Source organism: Streptomyces lunalinharesii, from assembly GCF_039532155.1.
In the GTDB taxonomy this organism is placed as follows: Bacteria; Actinomycetota; Actinomycetes; order Streptomycetales; family Streptomycetaceae; genus Streptomyces; species Streptomyces lunalinharesii.
Genome location: NZ_BAAARK010000005.1, coordinates 287,230 through 303,776, shown reverse-complemented (window position 1 = coordinate 303,776; position 16,547 = coordinate 287,230). Strand labels below are relative to the sequence as shown.

The following is a 16,547-nucleotide window of genomic DNA, read 5'->3' as shown; positions in this document are numbered from 1 at the left end:
GGCCCGAAGACGCACGTGACGCACGTCTTCGGGCCGTTCCCGACCGGTCCTGCGGTTCACGCCCGACCCGCCCGGTCCGTCCCGCCGGCTCAGTCCGCGATCGGCAGGTAGACGCGGTTGCCGGCCGCCGCGAACTCCTTGGACTTCTCCGCCATGCCGGCCTCGGCGTCGGCGTCGACGGCCAGGGCACTGCCGTGCTCGCGGCGGATGTCCTGGGAGATCTTCATCGAGCAGAACTTCGGCCCGCACATCGAGCAGAAGTGGGCCGTCTTGGCCGGTTCGGCGGGCAGCGTCGCGTCGTGGAAGGCGCGGGCGGTGTCCGGGTCGAGGGCCAGGTTGAACTGGTCCTCCCAGCGGAATTCGAAGCGGGCGTCGGAGAGCGCGTCGTCCCATTCCTGGGCGCCGGGGTGTCCCTTGGCCAGGTCTGCCGCGTGGGCCGCGATCTTGTAGGTGATGACGCCGGTCTTGACGTCGTCGCGGTCCGGGAGGCCCAGGTGCTCCTTGGGCGTGACGTAGCAGAGCATCGCGGTGCCCCACCAGGCGATCATCGCGGCGCCGATGCCGGAGGTGATGTGGTCGTAGGCGGGCGCGATGTCGGTGGTGAGCGGGCCGAGCGTGTAGAACGGGGCCTCTTCGCAGATCTCCTGCTGGAGGTCGACGTTCTCCTTGATCTTGTGCATCGGGACGTGGCCCGGGCCCTCGATCATGGTCTGCACGCCGTGCCGCTTGGCGATGGTGTTCAGCTCGCCGAGGGTGCGCAGCTCGGCGAACTGCGCCGCGTCGTTGGCGTCCGCGATGGAGCCGGGACGCAGGCCGTCACCGAGGGAGAAGGTGACGTCGTAGGCGGCGAGGATGTCGCAGAGTTCCTCGAAGTGCGTGTAGAGGAAGGACTCCTGGTGGTGCGCCAGGCACCATGCCGCCATGATCGAACCGCCGCGGGAGACGATGCCGGTCTTCCGGTTGGCGGTGAGCGGGACGTAGCGGAGCAACACGCCGGCGTGCACCGTCATGTAGTCGACGCCCTGCTCGGCCTGCTCGATGACGGTGTCCTTGTAGATCTCCCAGGTCAGCTCCTCGGCCTTGCCGTCGACCTTCTCCAGCGCCTGGTAGAGGGGGACGGTGCCGATGGGAACGGGGGAGTTGCGCAGCACCCACTCGCGGGTGGTGTGGATGTTGCGGCCGGTGGAGAGGTCCATGACCGTGTCGGCGCCCCAGCGGGTCGCCCAGGTCATCTTCTCCACCTCCTCCTCGATCGACGAAGTGACCGCGGAATTGCCGATGTTGGCGTTCACCTTCACCAGGAAGTTCTTGCCGATGATCATCGGCTCGATCTCCGGGTGGTTGATGTTGGCCGGCAGCACCGCCCGGCCCGCCGCGATCTCGTCCCGCACGAACTCGGGGGAGACGTTCTCGCGGACGGCCACGTACTCCATCTCCGCGGTGATCTCGCCGCGTTGCGCGTACGCGAGCTGGGTGACCGGGGTGCCGGCCCGGCCGCGACGCGGCTGGCGCGGCCGGCCGGGGAAGACCGCGTCGAGGTTCCGCAGGCCACCGCGCGGTGACGTGTGCTTGATCCCGTCGTCCTCGGGACGCAGCGGGCGGCCCGCGTACTCCTCGGTGTCGCCCCGGGCGATGATCCAGTTCTCGCGCACCGGCGCCAGGCCGCGGCGGACGTCGGTTTCGATCTGGGGATCGGTGTACGGCCCGGACGTGTCGTAGAGCGTCACGTCCTTGCCGTTGGTGAGGTGCACCCGCCGGACCGGGACCCGGAGGTCCGGACGCGATCCGGAAACGTAGCCCTTGTGCCAGCCGATCTGCGGCTTTTCGCCGTCGGTCGAGCCGTTTTCAGGCGTGCGTGCATCCTGCAGAGTCATGTAGACCCAACTCCCTACGCCGGCATTACCCGGTAACAGGTTCGGCGGTCGACGCAGCGGCTTCCGTCATCCGGTGTTTCACGTGAAACACCGCTGGGACGGAGGTCAGCGCCCTCTCAGCCCGGTGCTCCGAGCTCCCGCGATTGCAAAGGTGCCACCACGGTAGCGGCCGGGGCGGCGGTGTGAACAGGGGGCCCACGGGTTCTTGCAATGATCGGGCGGTGAGCCCTCCCGAAACCCAGCACGCCACCGCCGGCCATGCGCACGCGCACGGCCACGGGCCGGCCGCACCGGTGTCCCGGCATCTGCGCAAGGTCATCGCCGCCGTCCTGATCCCGTTCGCGGCCGCGGTGGCGGTCGGTCTGCTCGTCCTCTGGCCCGGTGGCGCGCCGCCCCACAAGCCGTCCGGCGTGGGCTTCGACCAGCCCACCGAGAAGGCCCGGGTCACCAAGGTCGAGGAGGTGGACTGCGCGGCGGTGCACGCCGAGCAGCAGCCGCAGCCCACCGCCCCCGGGGGCCGGCCGCCGGCCGAGGGAGCGTCCCGCGGCAAGCCCTGCGAACAGGCGACGATCAAGGTCACCACGGGGGAGAACACCGGTCGGACCTTCCAGACGGTGGTGACGCCGGACGCCCCGCGGCACTACACGACGGGCCAGGACGTGATCGTCTCCTACTCCCCCAAGGCGCCGAGGGAGCTTCAGTACGCGGTGACCGACGTCGACCGCACGGTGCCGATGTGGGTGCTGGCAGCGCTCTTCGCCTTCGCGGTGGTGATCATCGGACGGCTGCGCGGAGTGCTCGCGCTGGTGGCTCTGACGGCCAGTTTCGGCCTGTTGACCCTGTTCATTCTGCCGGCGATCCTCCAGGGCTCCGATCCGCTGGTGGTGGCGGTGGTCGGCGGCAGCGCGATCATGCTGATCGCGCTCTACCTGTGCCACGGGCTGACGGCCCGCACGTCGGTGGCGGTGCTCGGCACCCTCGCCTCGCTCCTGCTCATCGCCCTGTTGGGCTCGGTCTTCACCCACTGGGCGCTGCTGACCGGCAACACGGACGACACCACCGGGCTGGTGCACGGGCTGTACCCGAACATCGAGATCCGCGGTCTGCTGCTGGCGGGGATCATCATCGGTTCGCTGGGGGTGCTCGACGACGTGACGGTGACGCAGACGGCCGCGGTCTGGGAGCTCAAGGAGGCCGATCCGACGGCGGGTTGGCGCAAGCTGTACGGCGCGGCGATGCGGATCGGGCGGGATCACATCGCCTCGGTGGTGAACACCCTCGTCATGGCCTACGCGGGCGCCGCGCTCCCGCTGCTCCTGCTGTTCTCGATCGCGCAGAGCAGCGTGGGGCGGGTCGCCGGCAGCGAGGTCGTCGCGGAGGAGATCGTCCGCACCCTCGTGGGCAGCATCGGGCTGGTCGCTTCGGTGCCGGTGACCACGCTGCTGGCGGCCCTGGTGGTCTCGGCGGACCAGCCGGCGCCGGACGGGTCGGGGCGGGCGGCGGCCGTCGGTGGACGCGGCGGGCGACGTGCGGCGCGCGGACGGCGCCGTAAGCACTGAAGGCGGGCGGGCGACGGAGGCCGGCCGGGGCGAGAGGGGCGGTGTGACGGACGTGGGCGCAACAGGGCAGGGGCGACCGGCAACGGGACGGCGATGACGGGGGAGAGGGGCCGGCGGCTCAGCCGGCCGGCGCCTCCGTGAGGATCCGGTCGAGCGCGGCCTCCAGGGTGTCGCAGACCTCTTCCTTGCCGAGCGGGACGATCCGGTCGGTGCGGTCCAGGAAGGCGATCAGCGGCGGCGCACTGGCCCGGAACAGCGCCCGCTCGGGGCCGACTTGAAGGCTGATGTAGACGTCGCTGAGGTGCTCGGGGGCGGACGGCTCGACCCGGACGTCGCCCTCGCCCGCCGGCCGGGTCAGCCCGTCCAGCAACAGCTCACGGCCGAACACCCAGGTCACGGGCGCGTCTCCGGGGAGATCGAAGGTGAGCCGGACGGCGTAGGGATCGGCGCTGTCGAATTCCAGCTCCACCGGGATCCGGAAGGCGAGCTCCTCCGAGACGAGGAAGCTCATGATCACTTCTGCCTGAACCGTGTCGTTCATCAACCACTGCCCCGCACTTGATCGGAGATGGCCGGGAATCATCCCCGGAAGCCCTATTGACGCCATCGTCGGTCACATGCAGGCAGATCACAAGGAGTGAGTTTTCAGATACTGATAGAGAAGGCGAGTGTCGTTAGTACCCTCTCCGCCATTTTCCGTAGCCGGTCCGTAACTGCTTGCAATCGATGCACTTCCGTCGCAGGAAGAGAAACCGCCAGCGTCGCGGCGGCCGAGCCGACACGGATCGGGATCGCCGAACACACCGTGCCCAGGGCATATTCCTGGCGATCGTAGGCAACCTGGCCGCGACGCACGGTAGCCAGCCGATTCAGTAGATCGCCTTCGGAACGCACCGAAAAGGGCGTCATCGACTGCACCGGATAACGGGACAGGTGTTCTTTCCTGGTCGGTTCGTCGAGTTGCGCGAGAAGGCACTGGCCGATCGCGTGGGTGTGGGCGGTGGAGCGGAAGTCGGCCCATTCCTCGACGGGCGGTCGCGCCGGATCGGCAGTTATCGCCACCACCTCCACTTCGCCCTCGCGGTAGACGGCGAAGTAGACGGCGGCGCCGAGTTCGCGACCCGCCACGGCGAGCGCGTCGGCCAACTGCCGGCGCTGCCGGCGACGGGCCCCCGCCCGGCCGATGGACTCGGCGCCCTCGCCGATGACGAAGACGCCGTTCTCCCGGCGCAGATAGCCCTCGTGGGTCAGCGTCCGCAGCAGGTGATAGGTCGTGGGCAGGGGGAGTTGGGCCTCCCTGGCCAGCTGCTTGGCGGGCGCCCCGTCGAGGTGCGCGGCCACCGCCTCCAGGAGCCGCAGCGCCCGCTGCACCGACCCGATCAGGGTGGGGTGCGAGCCGGACTCGTCGTTGCCGATCGCCAACGCAACCCCCAGGTCCGAGTGCCATGGCCCCGTGGCCCGGGCCGCGGGATCCCCACCCGCGGCCGTGCGCCTCCCCGGACTGCCGGCATAACTCCGGCCCGATCGCTCGGTATTTTCCGGAACGTCAACATCCGGAAGACGCCTGCGTCCGCACTGTAACCCGGGCGATCCGGAACGGGAGCCGAAAATCGGGGAGTTGCCCCGCCTCGACGGCGTGCCCGGCCCCGATGACGCTACGAAGCACGGTACACACTCTTGGTGAGCAGGCGGAACGCCGTGCACCCCACCGGCGCGAGAACAGCAGGTGGGCCGGATTCCGATCCTCGTTCGGCCCCGGCGCAAGGCGTGTCGGACGGCCACCGGAACGCCGGACGCCCTGCTCCCGGGCGGGGGCAGGGCGTCTTCGGGGGTGCGGGTCGGACAGTGCCGATCAGTGGGGGCTCGGCCTACCAGTCGCTCTTCGACGAGGACGAGGATCCGGTGAACCTGCGCACGAGGTAGATCACACCGGCGATCAGCGCCGCCGCGATCAGCACCTTGAAGAGCAGGCCGATCAGGAATCCCACGGCGGTGGCGATCAGTCCGCCGAAGACGACGATCAGGATGACGGGCACCACGACCCAGGTGACCCACCACGGAAGCCCTGCGAGTATCCCCTTACCAGCCACTGCTCTGCCCTGCTTTCTTTCTGTCGCGCCGTTGTCGGTCCGTACCGCTCCGGTGGCACCGTCCGCGTGCTCCGCATCCGTCGCGCCGCGTCTCCGGTTCCCCCTGTACACCATCGATGCTAGGCCGCCGGCTGGCGCCGTGGGGGCCCGACAGCCCCGGCTCTCCCCTGAGCTGACCCTTACGGGTTCCGGGGTCGGGCCCTCAGCTCTCGGGCGGAGAAAAGACCACCACGACCCGGAGGTCCTCGCTGATGTGGTGGAACTTGTGGGGCACCCCGGCCGGCACGTAGACCACGCTGCCGCGGGCCACCGACTCGGTCTCCGTCCCCACCGTGATCGCCGCCCGGCCGCTCACCACCAGGTACACCTCGTCCTGGGTGTGCGGCTGCTGCGGGTCCGCGGTGCCGGCGTCCAGCGCGTACAGCCCCACCGACATGGTGCGTTCCCGGAGGAACTGCAGATACGCGCCGTCGTTCGCGACCCGTTCCGCTTCCAGTTCGTCCAGTCGGAAAGCCTTCATCCCGTTCGCACCTCTCACCAGTCGGCAGTCGTCTGCGACGATCTCACCATGAAGCATTTTCTGGTCAAGACGCTCGCCAACGCCGCGGCCCTGGCCGTGGCCATCTGGCTCCTCAAAGGCATCACGCTCACCGGAGAGAACACCGGCCGCAAGGTGCTCACGCTGATCCTGGTGGCGCTGATCTTCGGGCTGGTCAACTTCCTGGTCAAGCCCGTGGTCAAGCTGCTCTCGTTCCCCCTGTTCATCCTCACGCTCGGTCTGATCACGCTGGTCGTGAACGCGCTGATGCTGCTGCTGACCTCATGGGTGGCCGGCAAGGCCGACCTCGCGTTCCACGTGGACGGCTTCTGGGCGGCGCTGCTCGGCGGCGTGATCGTCTCCATCGTCTCCTGGGCGATGCACGTGATGCTCCCCGACAAGGACTGACGCTTGTCCCCCTGCTACCGCGTCTGCTTCGTCTGCACCGGCAACATCTGCCGCTCGCCGATGGCCGAGTCCGTCTTCCGTGCCCGGATCACCGAGGACGGGCTCGACGCGCTGGTCGAGGTGGACAGCGCCGGCACCGGCGGCTGGCACGAGGGCGACGCGGCCGACCCCCGCACCCTCGCCGTGCTGCGCACCGGCGGCTACCCGAGCACGCACGCCGCCCGGCAGTTCCGCGCCTCCTGGTTCGCCCGCCGTGACCTGGTCATCGCGCTCGACTCGGGCCACCTGCGCGCACTGCGCCGGCTGGCCCCGACCGCCGAGGACGCCGCCAAGGTCCGGCTGCTGCGCTCCTACAGCTGCGGCACCAGCCCGGCCGCGGACCCCGCGGACCTCGACGTGCCGGACCCGTACTACGGCGGCTTCGCCGGCTTCGAGGAGTGCCTGGAGATGATCGAGACGGCCTGCGACGGCCTCCTGGAGGCGGTCCGCGCCGAGGTCACCTCCACGACGCCCGGCCCCGCCGAGCCCCGGCCCGGCCTCCACCACCCCCACCACGAGGAGAGCGCATGACCGGCGACGGCACCCGTGCGGTGAGGGCCGGGCTCCCGGAGCCCGCGGCCTACGAACCGGCCCTTCCCGGACCGGTGTTCGCCGCCCACTTCCACCTCCCGGGCGAGGCCACCGGCCCGTACACCTACGGCCGCGACACCAACCCCACCTGGACCCGACTGGAAGCCGCCATCGGCGAGCTGGAGTCGCCGGACGAACCCGCCCACACGGTCGCCTTCGCCTCCGGGATGGCGGCGATCACCGCCGTTCTCTTCTCCCAACTGCGCGCCGGCGACGCGGTGGTGCTCCCCGACGACGGCTACCAACTGCTGCCCGCCGTCCGCTCCCGCCTGGAGAGCTACGGCATCGAGGTCCGCACGGCCCCCACCGCCGACGACGCCCAGCTCGACGTCCTCGACGGCGCCCGGCTGCTGTGGATCGAGACGCCCTCCAACCCCGGCCTGGACGTCTGTGACGTGCGACGGCTGGCGGACGCGGCGCACGCCCGCGGGGCGCTGGTCGCCGTGGACAACACCCTCGCCACCCCGCTCGGCCAGCGTCCGCTGGACCTGGGCGCGGACTTCTCGGTCGCCAGCGGCACCAAGGCGCTGACCGGCCACGGCGATGTCCTGCTGGGCTACGCCACCTGCCGGGACGCGGCGCTGGCCGACGGCGTCCGGCTGTGGCGCAAGACCGTCGGGGCGATCCCCGGTCCGATGGAGAGCTGGCTGGCCCACCGCTCGCTCGCCACCCTGGCGCTGCGCGTCCGCCAACAGGCCGAGGGCGCCATGGCGTTGGCCACCGCACTGGCCGACCGCCCCGAAGTCCGTGCAGTGCGCCACCCCGGCCTGCCGTCGGACCCGTCGCACGCGCTCGCCGTCCGGCAGATGCGGCCCGGCCGCTTCGGCTCCGTGGTGTCCTTCGTCCTGCCGGACAAGGCCCGCGCGGAGCGGTTCCTGGCCGCGCTGACGCTGGTGGACGACGCGACCAGCTTCGGCGGCGTGCGGTCCACCGCCGAGCGGCGCGCCCGCTGGGGCGGGGACGACGTGCCCGAGGGCTTCGTCCGCTTCTCGGTCGGCGTGGAGGATCCGGAGGACCTGGTCGCCGACGTCCTGCGGGCGCTGGACGAGGCGAAGGCGTAACGCGAAGGCGTAGCGCGCAGAACGGCCGGCAGGGTATCCCCCCTCGTCACCCTGCCGGCCGGCGGTTCCCGTGAATCCGGTCCGGACGTTTCCACGGACCGGTGTTTCACGTGAAACGAACCGCTTCAACAAGGCTAGTTGACTGAGCGTCAGTGTCCAATCACGCTAGCGACACAGCCCTATCGACAAATTTATAGTTGTCCCGCGACCAGGCTTCCGAGGGGCGCAGGAGGTACCCGATGGATCTGGCGCTACTGCGTACCTTCGTCACGGTCCACCGGGCCGGCTCCTTCACCCGGGCCGCCGCGCTGCTCGGACTCTCCCAGCCGGCGGTGACCAGCCAGATCCGCACGCTGGAGCGGCAGTTGGGCCGCCCCCTCTTTGTCCGCTGCGCCCGTGGCGTCACCGCCACCACCGTCGGCGACGAGCTCGCCCACAAGGTCGCGCCGCACCTCGACGCCCTCACCGAGATCACCGAGACCGGGCTGGACCAGGACTCCCCCACCCGCACGCTCCACCTGGGCGGGCCACCGGAGTTCACCGCCGAACGCGCGTTACCCGCCCTGAGCCCGCTCGTCTCCCAGGGCCTGTCCATACGCACCGCCTTCGGCGCCGCCGACGAACTGTTCAACGGCCTCGCCGCCGGACACCACGACATGACCGTCACCACCACCCGACCGCGCGGCGGACTGCTCACCGCCACCCCCCTGTGCGACGAGGAACACGTACTGGTCGCCGCGCCGCACTGGGCGACCCGACTGGGCGGCCCCGGCGCCCTCCAGGACCGCGGCGTCCGCTTGCTGGACCCGGTCCCGCTCGTCGAGGTCCACGAGAGCCTGCCGCTGATCGCCCGCTACTGGGCCGCCGTCTTCGACGCCAAGCCGACCGCCGCCGCCGCGGTGGTCGCCGGCGACCTGCGGGCAGTGCTGTCCTGCGTCACGGCGGGCGCCGGGATGGCCGTGCTGCCGCGGTACCTGTGCACCGAGGCGCTGGAGAGCGGCGCGGTGGTCGCCCTCCTCGACCCGCCGGTGCCCCCGCTGCGCACCTACTTCCTGGCCGTACGGACCGGCACGCTCGGGCTGCCGCACATCGCCCGGGCCCACGAGTGGCTGCTGCGCACCGCCGCGGGCTGGTGACGCGAGCGGCGGGACGGGGTTTCACCGGGCCGTGACTGCGGCATCTGTCCCCTATGACCGTACGGCCAGTCGTCAAACGCACCGCCCGCGCGATCCTGCTCGACGGAGCGGACCTCGTACTGATCAAGCGCACCAAGCCGGGACGGGCCCCGTACTGGATCACTCCGGGCGGCGGCGTCGAGCCGGAGGACGCCACGGTCATCGAGGCGCTCCACCGCGAGCTGGACGAGGAACTCGGCGCCAAGGTCACCGATGTGGTGCCGGTCTTCGTGGACACCGTCGAGCACCTCACCGACGGCGGTGTGGACGGCGTGAAGGTCCAGCACTTCTTCGTCTGCCGGCTGGACTCGATGGACCCGTCCCGCCGGCACGGCCCCGAGGTCGAGGAGCCGTGCGGGGAGTACGAGATCGTGCGGGTGCCCTTCACCCGGGTGGGGATCGCCTCGGTCGACGTCGTACCGCTGTCCCTGCGGCACTACCTGGACGGCAACATCGAGGGCGTGCGGGCGATGCACGCCCCCGACCTGGGCTAGGGCGGGTCGGGCCGGCGGCGGCGCGGTGGTGCCCGCCGCCGACGGTGCCGCCCGCCGGTCGGCCGTCGCGCCGGTCAGCCGTCGCGCCGGTCGAACCAGCCGCGGAACTCCGGCCCGTCCTCCGCGGGGCGACGCGGCTGGGCACGGGCCAGCACTCGCTCGACCCGGTCGAGGAACTCCCCGTTCAGCTCCGCTGCGAGGTCGTGCCGCGACGACCGCGGACCGGGCACGGAGCCCGGTTGGGCCCCGTGGCCGGGCGCCGGGAGGTCCTCGTGCAGTCCGCCGCGCAGGTGCTCGTTGACGTGCTGCGGACGTCGGAACGGACGGCGCCCGTCCGCCTCGGCGGCGGCCCCGAAGAAGTCGCCGCCCTTGCGCTTGAAGTCGTCGGTGCCCCAGGCCCGGGCACCGCGCTCGTTCACCGGGACCTTCTGCAGGTGCGGGATGTGCTTGGCGCAGTGGATGTACGCCTCCTCCACCTCGACCATCACCCACAGCTGCGCCCGGCGGCCGGGGATCGGGTCCACCGGGAGGTCCGGGAAGTGCGCCCGCATCTCCTCGTCCAGCACCACCCGCGCGCGGCCGTTGAGGTGCAGTCCTATCCGATCCCGGGTGAAGTCGATCATGAGGATGCCCAGCCGCGGGTTCTCGGAGAGGTTGCCGACGGACGCCATGACGCCGTTGCCGCGGTACTCCGGGTACGCCAGCAGCCGGTCGCCCAGCACCTGCACGAAACCGCTCGGGCCGGCCCGGAACGTCGAATCGCACTCGCCGTGCCGGTCCGCCGTGGCCAGGAAGAACATCTCCTGTCGGGCCACGAACTCCTGCATCCGCACGTTGAGGTGGTCCAGGACCTGGTCCGCGTAGAAGCGGTCGGCGCGCCCGGACGTCCCGAGTCTCTGCTGCACCAGGTGCTCACCGTCGCTCCCGGGGCGCTCCGCCGGTTGGCGCAGCCCCCTCCCCTCCGTCGGCCGACCGTATTCACCGTCTGCTGCCAAGACTTCAGTCTCCTGTCGATACCAGCTCTTCGATGGAGTCGTGCCGGATCCGCTCGGCCGGGACACCGACCCCCATCAATGCCTCCACACCGCTGCGGATCAGCCCCGGCGGTCCGGAAAGATATGCGTCGTACGCGTGGTACGGGCCGTACTGCCGGACCGCGTCCGGGAGTTGGCCGGTCAGGGTGCCGGGGCCGCCCCGGGTGCCCGGACCGATGGCGACGACCGGGCGGACGGAGAGCCAGGGGTGGGTCTGCTCCAGCCGCAGCATGGTGTCGATGTCGTACAGGTCGTGGTCGCTGCGGGCGCCGTAGAAGACGTCCACCGGGCGCCGGACGCCGTGGTCCGCGACGTCCTCGATCAGCGCCTTGATGGGCGCGATGCCGGTGCCGCCGCCGACGCAGAGCAGGCCGCCGGCGGTGGAGTGGTCGACGGTCATCGAGCCGCCCGGCGCGCCCAGCCGCAGGACGTCCCCGGGACGGGCGCGGTGCACCAGCGCGTTGGAGACCCAGCCGGCCGGCACCGCCTTCACGTGGAAGGCCAGCAGGCCGTCCGAACGCGGCGCCGAGGCGAAGGAGTAGTGCCGCCAGACCCGCGGCCACCACGGGGTCTCCAGGCTGGTGTACTGGCCGGCGCGGAACGGGTACGGCTGGTCCGGGCGGACCGTCAGTACCGCGGTGTCGGGGGTGCGCAGCTCGTGGGAGACGACCTCGGCCTGCCACCAGGCGGGGGCGACCGCCTCGTCCTCGGCGGCCGCGTCGATCATGATCTGCGAGATCGCGGTGTACGCGCGCACCCAGGCGCCCTCGGCCTCCGGGCTCCAACTGGACGTGGCGTAACGGGACAGCGCGCTCAACAGGCACTCGCCGACGGCCGGGTAGTGGTCGGCCTGGGTGCCGTACTTGCGGTGTCCGCGGCCGAGTTGGGAGAGGTACTCGGTGAGCACCTTGCCGTTGTCGACGTGCTGGGCCGCGGTGAGCAGCGCCTTGAAGAGTCGGTCGCGCTGGGCGTCCATGGAGGCGGGGAACAGTGCCCGCAGGTCCGGGTGCTGGACGAACAGCAGCGCGTAGAAGTACGAGGTGACCTTGTCGGCCACCGGCTCGATCTCGGCCATGGTGCGACGGATGAGGATCGCGTCGGGTGAGGCCCCCGCGTCGGACGGGCCGGTGGCCGCCAGCGTGGCGAGGGAGGGTGCCGCGGTGGCCGGTGCCTGCGCGGCCGGGGGTGCGGCCGGGGCCGAGGGGGCGGGCGGGGCCGCGGGGGTGGTGACGCCTGCGGGGGGCCCGGCGGTGGCCGAAGGGGCCGCTTCGGGCGGCGGGGCGACGAGGCCGAACGCGTCGAACGGGGACTGCGTGGCGGGCTCGTGGACCGGCTCCGGCTCGGCCTCCTGGCGCGGGGCGGGCGGCGCGGGCCGCTCGGCGGGCGCGGGGCCGGCGGGCTGACGGGACGTCTCCCATCGGGGCTGCGGGGCCTGGCGCGGCACCCGCTGCGGTTCCGGTTCGCGCTCCCGCTCGGCGGCGGTGCCCACCGGGCGTATCGGATTCACCGGACGGCTGGGTATCCGTTCCGATGCGGCCCGTTCGTCCGGTGCATTGGGGTCGTCCTGCGGCGATTGCTGCCCGTCCCGGCTGTTTTGCCGGTCCTGTTGATCTCCGGAAGATTTTTTCGACGGCGGAGTGAACCAACCCCAATCGCCACTGCTGCCGCCAGAAGAGCCGCTATCGGCCGACGTGGTGGTCGGAGCGTCCATGGTCTGCCTCGCCTCGAACGTCTTTCGGTTGTCTTCGCCGTTCCACTGACCGGAACTGCCGGAATTCCCCCGCCCTGACCGGAATTCTTAATCGACTCAAGCGATTCCGGCAACATCCCCTAAAGCAGACACATCTCACTTCCCTGTACCAAGCGGCCCAGATGCCGTACCGTCAGCATGCCATCCCGCCCCACCGCACCGGACAAATAGCCGGAAGCCCGGGTGACACGGGCTGCTTCCCCGCTAGGCTGACGAGCTTTGCCCGGCCATCCACGCGCCCACGGGGAACCTCACCCCCGCCAAGCCGGACTCGACCATACCGGCAGTAGTTGAAACCACAAGCCCCGATCTGGGAACACTCCGCACGCCCGCGGCAATATCCGTGATCCTCCCCACAGACAGCAATTTCCTTGTGCACAGCGGACGAATCCACCGCGGAAAACGCCCGGCCCGACGAATTACTCGCCGGTACGCACCAGTTCGTATGCCCCGCGCAGATCACGCCCCGTGTACGCGTACGTGGCCAGGTCGCTGACATGGTGATCCGCATTCACCGCCACCGACTTCGGTACCACTGCGAAGAGTTCGGTGTCCGACATCGAGTCGCCGTACGCCACGCAATCGCCCCGGGTCAGCCCGTACCGCGCACAGAGGTCGTCCGCGATCCGTACCTTCGCTGACGACGAGAGGATGCCGGCCGGTTCCAGCGGCTCCCGGATCGGCACCGCGGGCCACCGGGAGCCGTGCGCGGTGTCGACGCCCCACGCCAGGAGCCGTTCGACGAAGAAGCCCGGCGAGAGGGAAATCACGGCGCACCGCTCGCCGCGGGCCCGGATGTCGGCCCACACCTCCCGGATGCCGGCCAGCCACGGCGCGCCCTCGAAGGCCGCCGCCACCTGAACCTCGCTCAAGTCCGCCGCCCACAGCGCGCAGGCCCGCTGCGCGAAGCCCGCCGGGGTCAGCTCGCCGGCCGCGAACGCCCGCTCCAACACGGCGATCTCCCGTTCCAGCCCGAGCTGCCGGGAGATCTCGACGGCGGCCGCGGACCCGTGGAGCAGGGTGCCGTCCATGTCGAACAGATGCAGCTTGCTCATGGGCGGAGCCTAGGGCCTGCCCCGGAGCCCTGCGCTGGCGGGCGGAGGCCGCACGCCGGCCGGGCCGTACGCGCCGCCGCGTAGGCGCGGATACTCCCGCCGTCAGATGTCCCGCCGGGCGCCGCCCGCCACCGTGGGGGCATGCAGCTCAGCCGGCCCGCCCGTCGGGCCCTCCTCGTCGCCCATGTCGCCGTGTCCGTCGGCTGGCTGGGGCTCACCACCGGGCTCCTCGCCCTCGGGGTCACCGGCTTCACGGCCGACGCCCCGCAGACCGCCGCGGGCGCCTACGGGGCGATGCGGATCCTCACCGACTACCTGGTGCTCCCGGTGGCCGTGCTCTCCCTGGCGAGCGGTGTGGTGCTGGCCCTGGGCACCCCGTGGGGACTGGCCCGGCACCGTTGGGTCCTGACCAAGTTCTGGCTGACGCTGCCGGCCGTCGGCATGACGGTGCTCGCGCTCCGCCCCGGCATCGACCGGCTCGCCTCGGCGGCCGCCGCCGACCAGCCGGCACCCGATCCCGGCCTCCTCGTCGCGCCGGCGGTCGCCTCGGCCCTCTACCTCTTCCTCACCGCGCTCTCCGTGCTCAAGCCCTGGGGGCGCACCCGACGCGGCGGCCGACCACACGGGGGACGGCCGGCCCCGCCGCCTCATCGCACACCCCATTAACCGGCGTTAACAATTATTGCTGACGCCTTTTATTGGCGTGCGCCGGATATTTCACATGTGCCCTACCCTGGGCGTACGACGGATGGGGAGGTCTGCGATGACGCAGCGGACGCGGGAGACGGCCACGACGCAGGAAGCGGCCGCCGGGGGCCTCGCGCAGGGCTGGTGCGCGCTCTCCTCCTTGCACGGCCGCATCGAGTCGCACATCGAGCGCGCCCTCCAGGCCGGGCACGACCTCAGCGTGCGGGAGTTCTCGGTCCTCAACGTGCTCAGCCAGCAGCACGACGGGCCGGGCGGGCACCTCCGGATGCACCAGGTAGCCGACTCGGTCGTGCTCAGCCAGAGCGCCACCACCCGGCTGGTCACCCGACTCGAAGAGCGCGGACTGCTCGCGCGCTACCTCTGCGCGGACGACCGACGCGGCATCTACACCAACGTCACGCCCGACGGCCTGCGCCTCCTCGAAGAGGCCCGGCCCACCCATGACACCGCGCTGCGCGAGGCCCTCGGGGACGCCGCCCAACGGCCGGAGCTCGCCCCGCTGGTGACCGCGGTCGAGGCGCTGGGCACCTCCGCGTAACGCACCGGACCACCGCATTCCGCCCAGAGCGGCGACACGGACCGCCCGCACCCCTGGGCCGCCCCGGATCCGCCGCATAAGGTCACGCCCATGAGCGATCTTGAGATACGCCGTGCCACCGAGGCCGACCTGCCCGCCATCGTCGCGATGCTCGCCGACGACGCGCTGGGCGCCACCCGCGAGTCCCCGGACGACCTGACGCCGTATCGCACCGCGTTCGCCGCCCTGGACTCCGACCCGAACCAGCACCTGGTCGTCGCCGACCGCGGTAGCCGAGTGGTCGGCACCCTCCAGCTCACCGTGGTCCCCGGCCTGTCCCGACGCGGCGCCACCCGCACGATCATCGAGGCGGTGCGGGTGCACGCCGACGAACGCGGGGCCGGCCTGGGCACCGAACTCATCGAATGGGCGGTCGCGGAATCCGAGCGGCTCGGCTGCCAGCTCGTCCAGCTCACCTCCGACGCCACCCGCGTCGACGCGCACCGTTTCTACGAGCGCCTCGGTTTCGATGCGTCCCACCTGGGCTTCAAGCGGCAGCTCTGACCCGCCGGAGACGGTCAGCGGCGGCCCGGGGGAGCGGCACGGCGCGCCCGGTGGGCCTTCTGCCGACAGGCCCCGCCGCAGTACCGCGCGGGCCGCCCGGTGCGCGCGGTGACGAGCGCCGCACCGCACACCGCACAGCCGGTTCCGTTACGTTCCGGGGCCGCCACCGGAAGTTCCGTTACGGCCCGGGCAGCGCGGAGACCGTCGAGCAGCAGCGCCGTCATCCGGCCCGCCGGGACCGCGCCGCCGCCCGCATCCGGTGCCGCCGGCTCCCGCCCGATCGAGCGTCGGCGCTCCATCGCCAGGCACCCGCCCAGCAGCGTGCGGACGTCCGCCAGATCGACGTCCGCCCTTACGGCACCCGCCCGTTGGGCCCGGTCCAGCAGGACGCCGAGCGCCACCAGGAACTCCAGCTCCGGCCCCGCCGGCGACTCCGCGCCGGCCTCCCCGGCCGCCTCCAGCACCTCGCAGAGCGCCCTGTTGGGGGCGGCCAGCCGCACCACCGACGCCAGGAAGCGGAAGAACACCCCTCCCGGGTCGTCCGCCTCGGCCAACTCCTCCGCGGCATCGGCGAACAGCTGCAACCGCTCCCTGACGGCCGCGCGGAACAGCACGTCCTTGGAGGGGAAATGGCGGTACACGGTGCCGGCACCGACCCCGGCGCGCCGGGCGATCTCGTCGAGCGGGACCCCCAACCCCCTTTCCTCGAAGGCGGATCGGGCCGCCTGGAGCACCAGCGCACGATTCCGTCGGGCATCCGCGCGGGCGGTCACCGCTCCGCCGTCCGCCCTTCGCGCCCCTGCTGAGACCACCGTGCTCCTCCGCGTTCCACCCCCGGGAAAGAACCGGGTCGATCGTTCCGATTCTACGAGGGCTTTAAAACATGCGTGCGGATCGGCGCGCGAGGCCGGCGGGCCACGCGGAGAGCCGAGGAGAGCCGCGGAGAGCCGCGGAGAGCCGAGGAGAGGGGGCTGGGAACGGGAGCCGGAACGGGGCAACGGCGGAGGACGGCGCACCGTGGTGGGGAGGAAGCGGCGGAGGACGCGACGGGGGCGAGGAAGACGGCCGAGTGAACCCGGGGCCCCGTCCC

Annotated in this window: 18 protein-coding genes; 9 read left to right on the top strand and 9 right to left on the bottom strand. The window is 71.6% G+C overall.

Annotation, left to right across the window (positions count from 1 at the left end; genetic code table 11):
* Positions 1–89: 89 nt before the first annotated feature.
* Positions 90–1,874 (bottom strand): phosphomethylpyrimidine synthase ThiC, encoded by a 1,785-nt coding sequence (gene thiC / locus ABD385_RS10865; protein ID WP_344574905.1) that lies wholly within the window; start codon positions 1,872–1,874, stop codon positions 90–92.
* A gap of 221 nt (positions 1,875–2,095) precedes the next feature.
* On the opposite strand from thiC, the gene ABD385_RS10860 reads away from it, so the two are divergent.
* Positions 2,096–3,433, top strand: coding sequence for a YibE/F family protein (locus ABD385_RS10860; RefSeq protein WP_344574904.1), 1,338 nt, complete (start codon positions 2,096–2,098; stop codon positions 3,431–3,433).
* A 118-nt stretch (positions 3,434–3,551) separates the two neighbouring features.
* Here the strand turns inward: ABD385_RS10860 and ABD385_RS10855 are convergent, their stop codons facing one another.
* The 4 genes from ABD385_RS10855 to ABD385_RS10840 form a co-directional block, all read right to left on the bottom strand.
* Positions 3,552–3,974, bottom strand: a complete 423-nt coding sequence (locus ABD385_RS10855; RefSeq protein WP_078486673.1) for an SsgA family sporulation/cell division regulator — start codon at positions 3,972–3,974, stop codon at positions 3,552–3,554.
* 104 nt (positions 3,975–4,078) lie between these two features.
* Complete coding sequence (locus ABD385_RS10850; RefSeq protein WP_344574903.1) at positions 4,079–4,855, bottom strand: IclR family transcriptional regulator; 777 nt, start codon at positions 4,853–4,855, stop codon at positions 4,079–4,081.
* A gap of 446 nt (positions 4,856–5,301) precedes the next feature.
* Positions 5,302–5,523 (bottom strand): DUF5326 family protein, encoded by a 222-nt coding sequence (locus tag ABD385_RS10845; protein ID WP_275463838.1) that lies wholly within the window; start codon positions 5,521–5,523, stop codon positions 5,302–5,304.
* A gap of 202 nt (positions 5,524–5,725) precedes the next feature.
* Positions 5,726–6,043: a cupin domain-containing protein gene (locus ABD385_RS10840; protein WP_344574902.1), complete on the bottom strand. Its 318-nt coding sequence runs from the start codon at positions 6,041–6,043 to the stop codon at positions 5,726–5,728.
* A 48-nt stretch (positions 6,044–6,091) separates the two neighbouring features.
* Between ABD385_RS10840 and ABD385_RS10835 the strand changes: the two genes are divergently transcribed.
* The 5 genes from ABD385_RS10835 (at position 6,092) to ABD385_RS10815 (ending at position 9,829) form a co-directional block, all read left to right on the top strand.
* Entirely contained in the window at positions 6,092–6,469 is a 378-nt protein-coding gene (locus tag ABD385_RS10835; protein ID WP_344574901.1) for a phage holin family protein, read from the top strand.
* A 3-nt stretch (positions 6,470–6,472) separates the two neighbouring features.
* Positions 6,473–7,039, top strand: coding sequence for a low molecular weight protein-tyrosine-phosphatase (locus tag ABD385_RS10830; RefSeq protein WP_344574900.1), 567 nt, complete (start codon positions 6,473–6,475; stop codon positions 7,037–7,039).
* Positions 7,036–8,160: a cystathionine gamma-lyase gene (locus ABD385_RS10825; RefSeq protein WP_344574899.1), complete on the top strand. Its 1,125-nt coding sequence runs from the start codon at positions 7,036–7,038 to the stop codon at positions 8,158–8,160. Before ABD385_RS10830 ends, ABD385_RS10825 begins: the two co-directional genes overlap by 4 nt.
* Positions 8,161–8,399: 239 nt before the next feature.
* Positions 8,400–9,296 (top strand): LysR family transcriptional regulator, encoded by an 897-nt coding sequence (locus tag ABD385_RS10820; protein WP_344574897.1) that lies wholly within the window; start codon positions 8,400–8,402, stop codon positions 9,294–9,296.
* A 53-nt stretch (positions 9,297–9,349) separates the two neighbouring features.
* Positions 9,350–9,829, top strand: a complete 480-nt coding sequence (locus tag ABD385_RS10815; protein ID WP_233657280.1) for an NUDIX domain-containing protein — start codon at positions 9,350–9,352, stop codon at positions 9,827–9,829.
* A gap of 74 nt (positions 9,830–9,903) precedes the next feature.
* On the opposite strand, the gene ABD385_RS10810 is transcribed toward ABD385_RS10815, so the two are convergent.
* From ABD385_RS10810 to ABD385_RS10800, 3 genes are all read right to left on the bottom strand, one after another.
* Positions 9,904–10,734: a pyridoxamine 5'-phosphate oxidase family protein gene (locus ABD385_RS10810; RefSeq protein WP_344574896.1), complete on the bottom strand. Its 831-nt coding sequence runs from the start codon at positions 10,732–10,734 to the stop codon at positions 9,904–9,906.
* A 94-nt stretch (positions 10,735–10,828) separates the two neighbouring features.
* Positions 10,829–12,574: a globin domain-containing protein gene (locus tag ABD385_RS10805; protein WP_344574895.1), complete on the bottom strand. Its 1,746-nt coding sequence runs from the start codon at positions 12,572–12,574 to the stop codon at positions 10,829–10,831.
* 458 nt (positions 12,575–13,032) lie between these two features.
* Positions 13,033–13,668, bottom strand: coding sequence for an HAD family hydrolase (locus tag ABD385_RS10800; RefSeq protein WP_344574894.1), 636 nt, complete (start codon positions 13,666–13,668; stop codon positions 13,033–13,035).
* A gap of 141 nt (positions 13,669–13,809) precedes the next feature.
* Between ABD385_RS10800 and ABD385_RS10795 the strand changes: the two genes are divergently transcribed.
* The 3 genes from ABD385_RS10795 (at position 13,810) to ABD385_RS10785 (ending at position 15,457) form a co-directional block, all read left to right on the top strand.
* The gene (locus ABD385_RS10795; protein WP_344574893.1) at positions 13,810–14,334 is read left to right on the top strand and encodes a DUF2269 domain-containing protein; all 525 of its coding nucleotides are present in this window, start codon (positions 13,810–13,812) and stop codon (positions 14,332–14,334) included.
* A 97-nt stretch (positions 14,335–14,431) separates the two neighbouring features.
* The gene (locus ABD385_RS10790) at positions 14,432–14,914 is read left to right on the top strand and encodes a MarR family winged helix-turn-helix transcriptional regulator (RefSeq protein WP_344574892.1); all 483 of its coding nucleotides are present in this window, start codon (positions 14,432–14,434) and stop codon (positions 14,912–14,914) included.
* A gap of 90 nt (positions 14,915–15,004) precedes the next feature.
* On the top strand, positions 15,005–15,457 hold the full coding sequence (locus ABD385_RS10785) for a GNAT family N-acetyltransferase (RefSeq protein ID WP_344574890.1): 453 nt from the start codon (positions 15,005–15,007) through the stop codon (positions 15,455–15,457).
* A gap of 14 nt (positions 15,458–15,471) precedes the next feature.
* Here ABD385_RS10785 and ABD385_RS10780 read toward each other — a convergent pair whose 3' ends face one another.
* On the bottom strand, positions 15,472–16,191 hold the full coding sequence (locus ABD385_RS10780) for a TetR/AcrR family transcriptional regulator (RefSeq protein WP_344575028.1): 720 nt from the start codon (positions 16,189–16,191) through the stop codon (positions 15,472–15,474).
* Between the last annotated feature and the right edge of the window lie 356 nt (positions 16,192–16,547).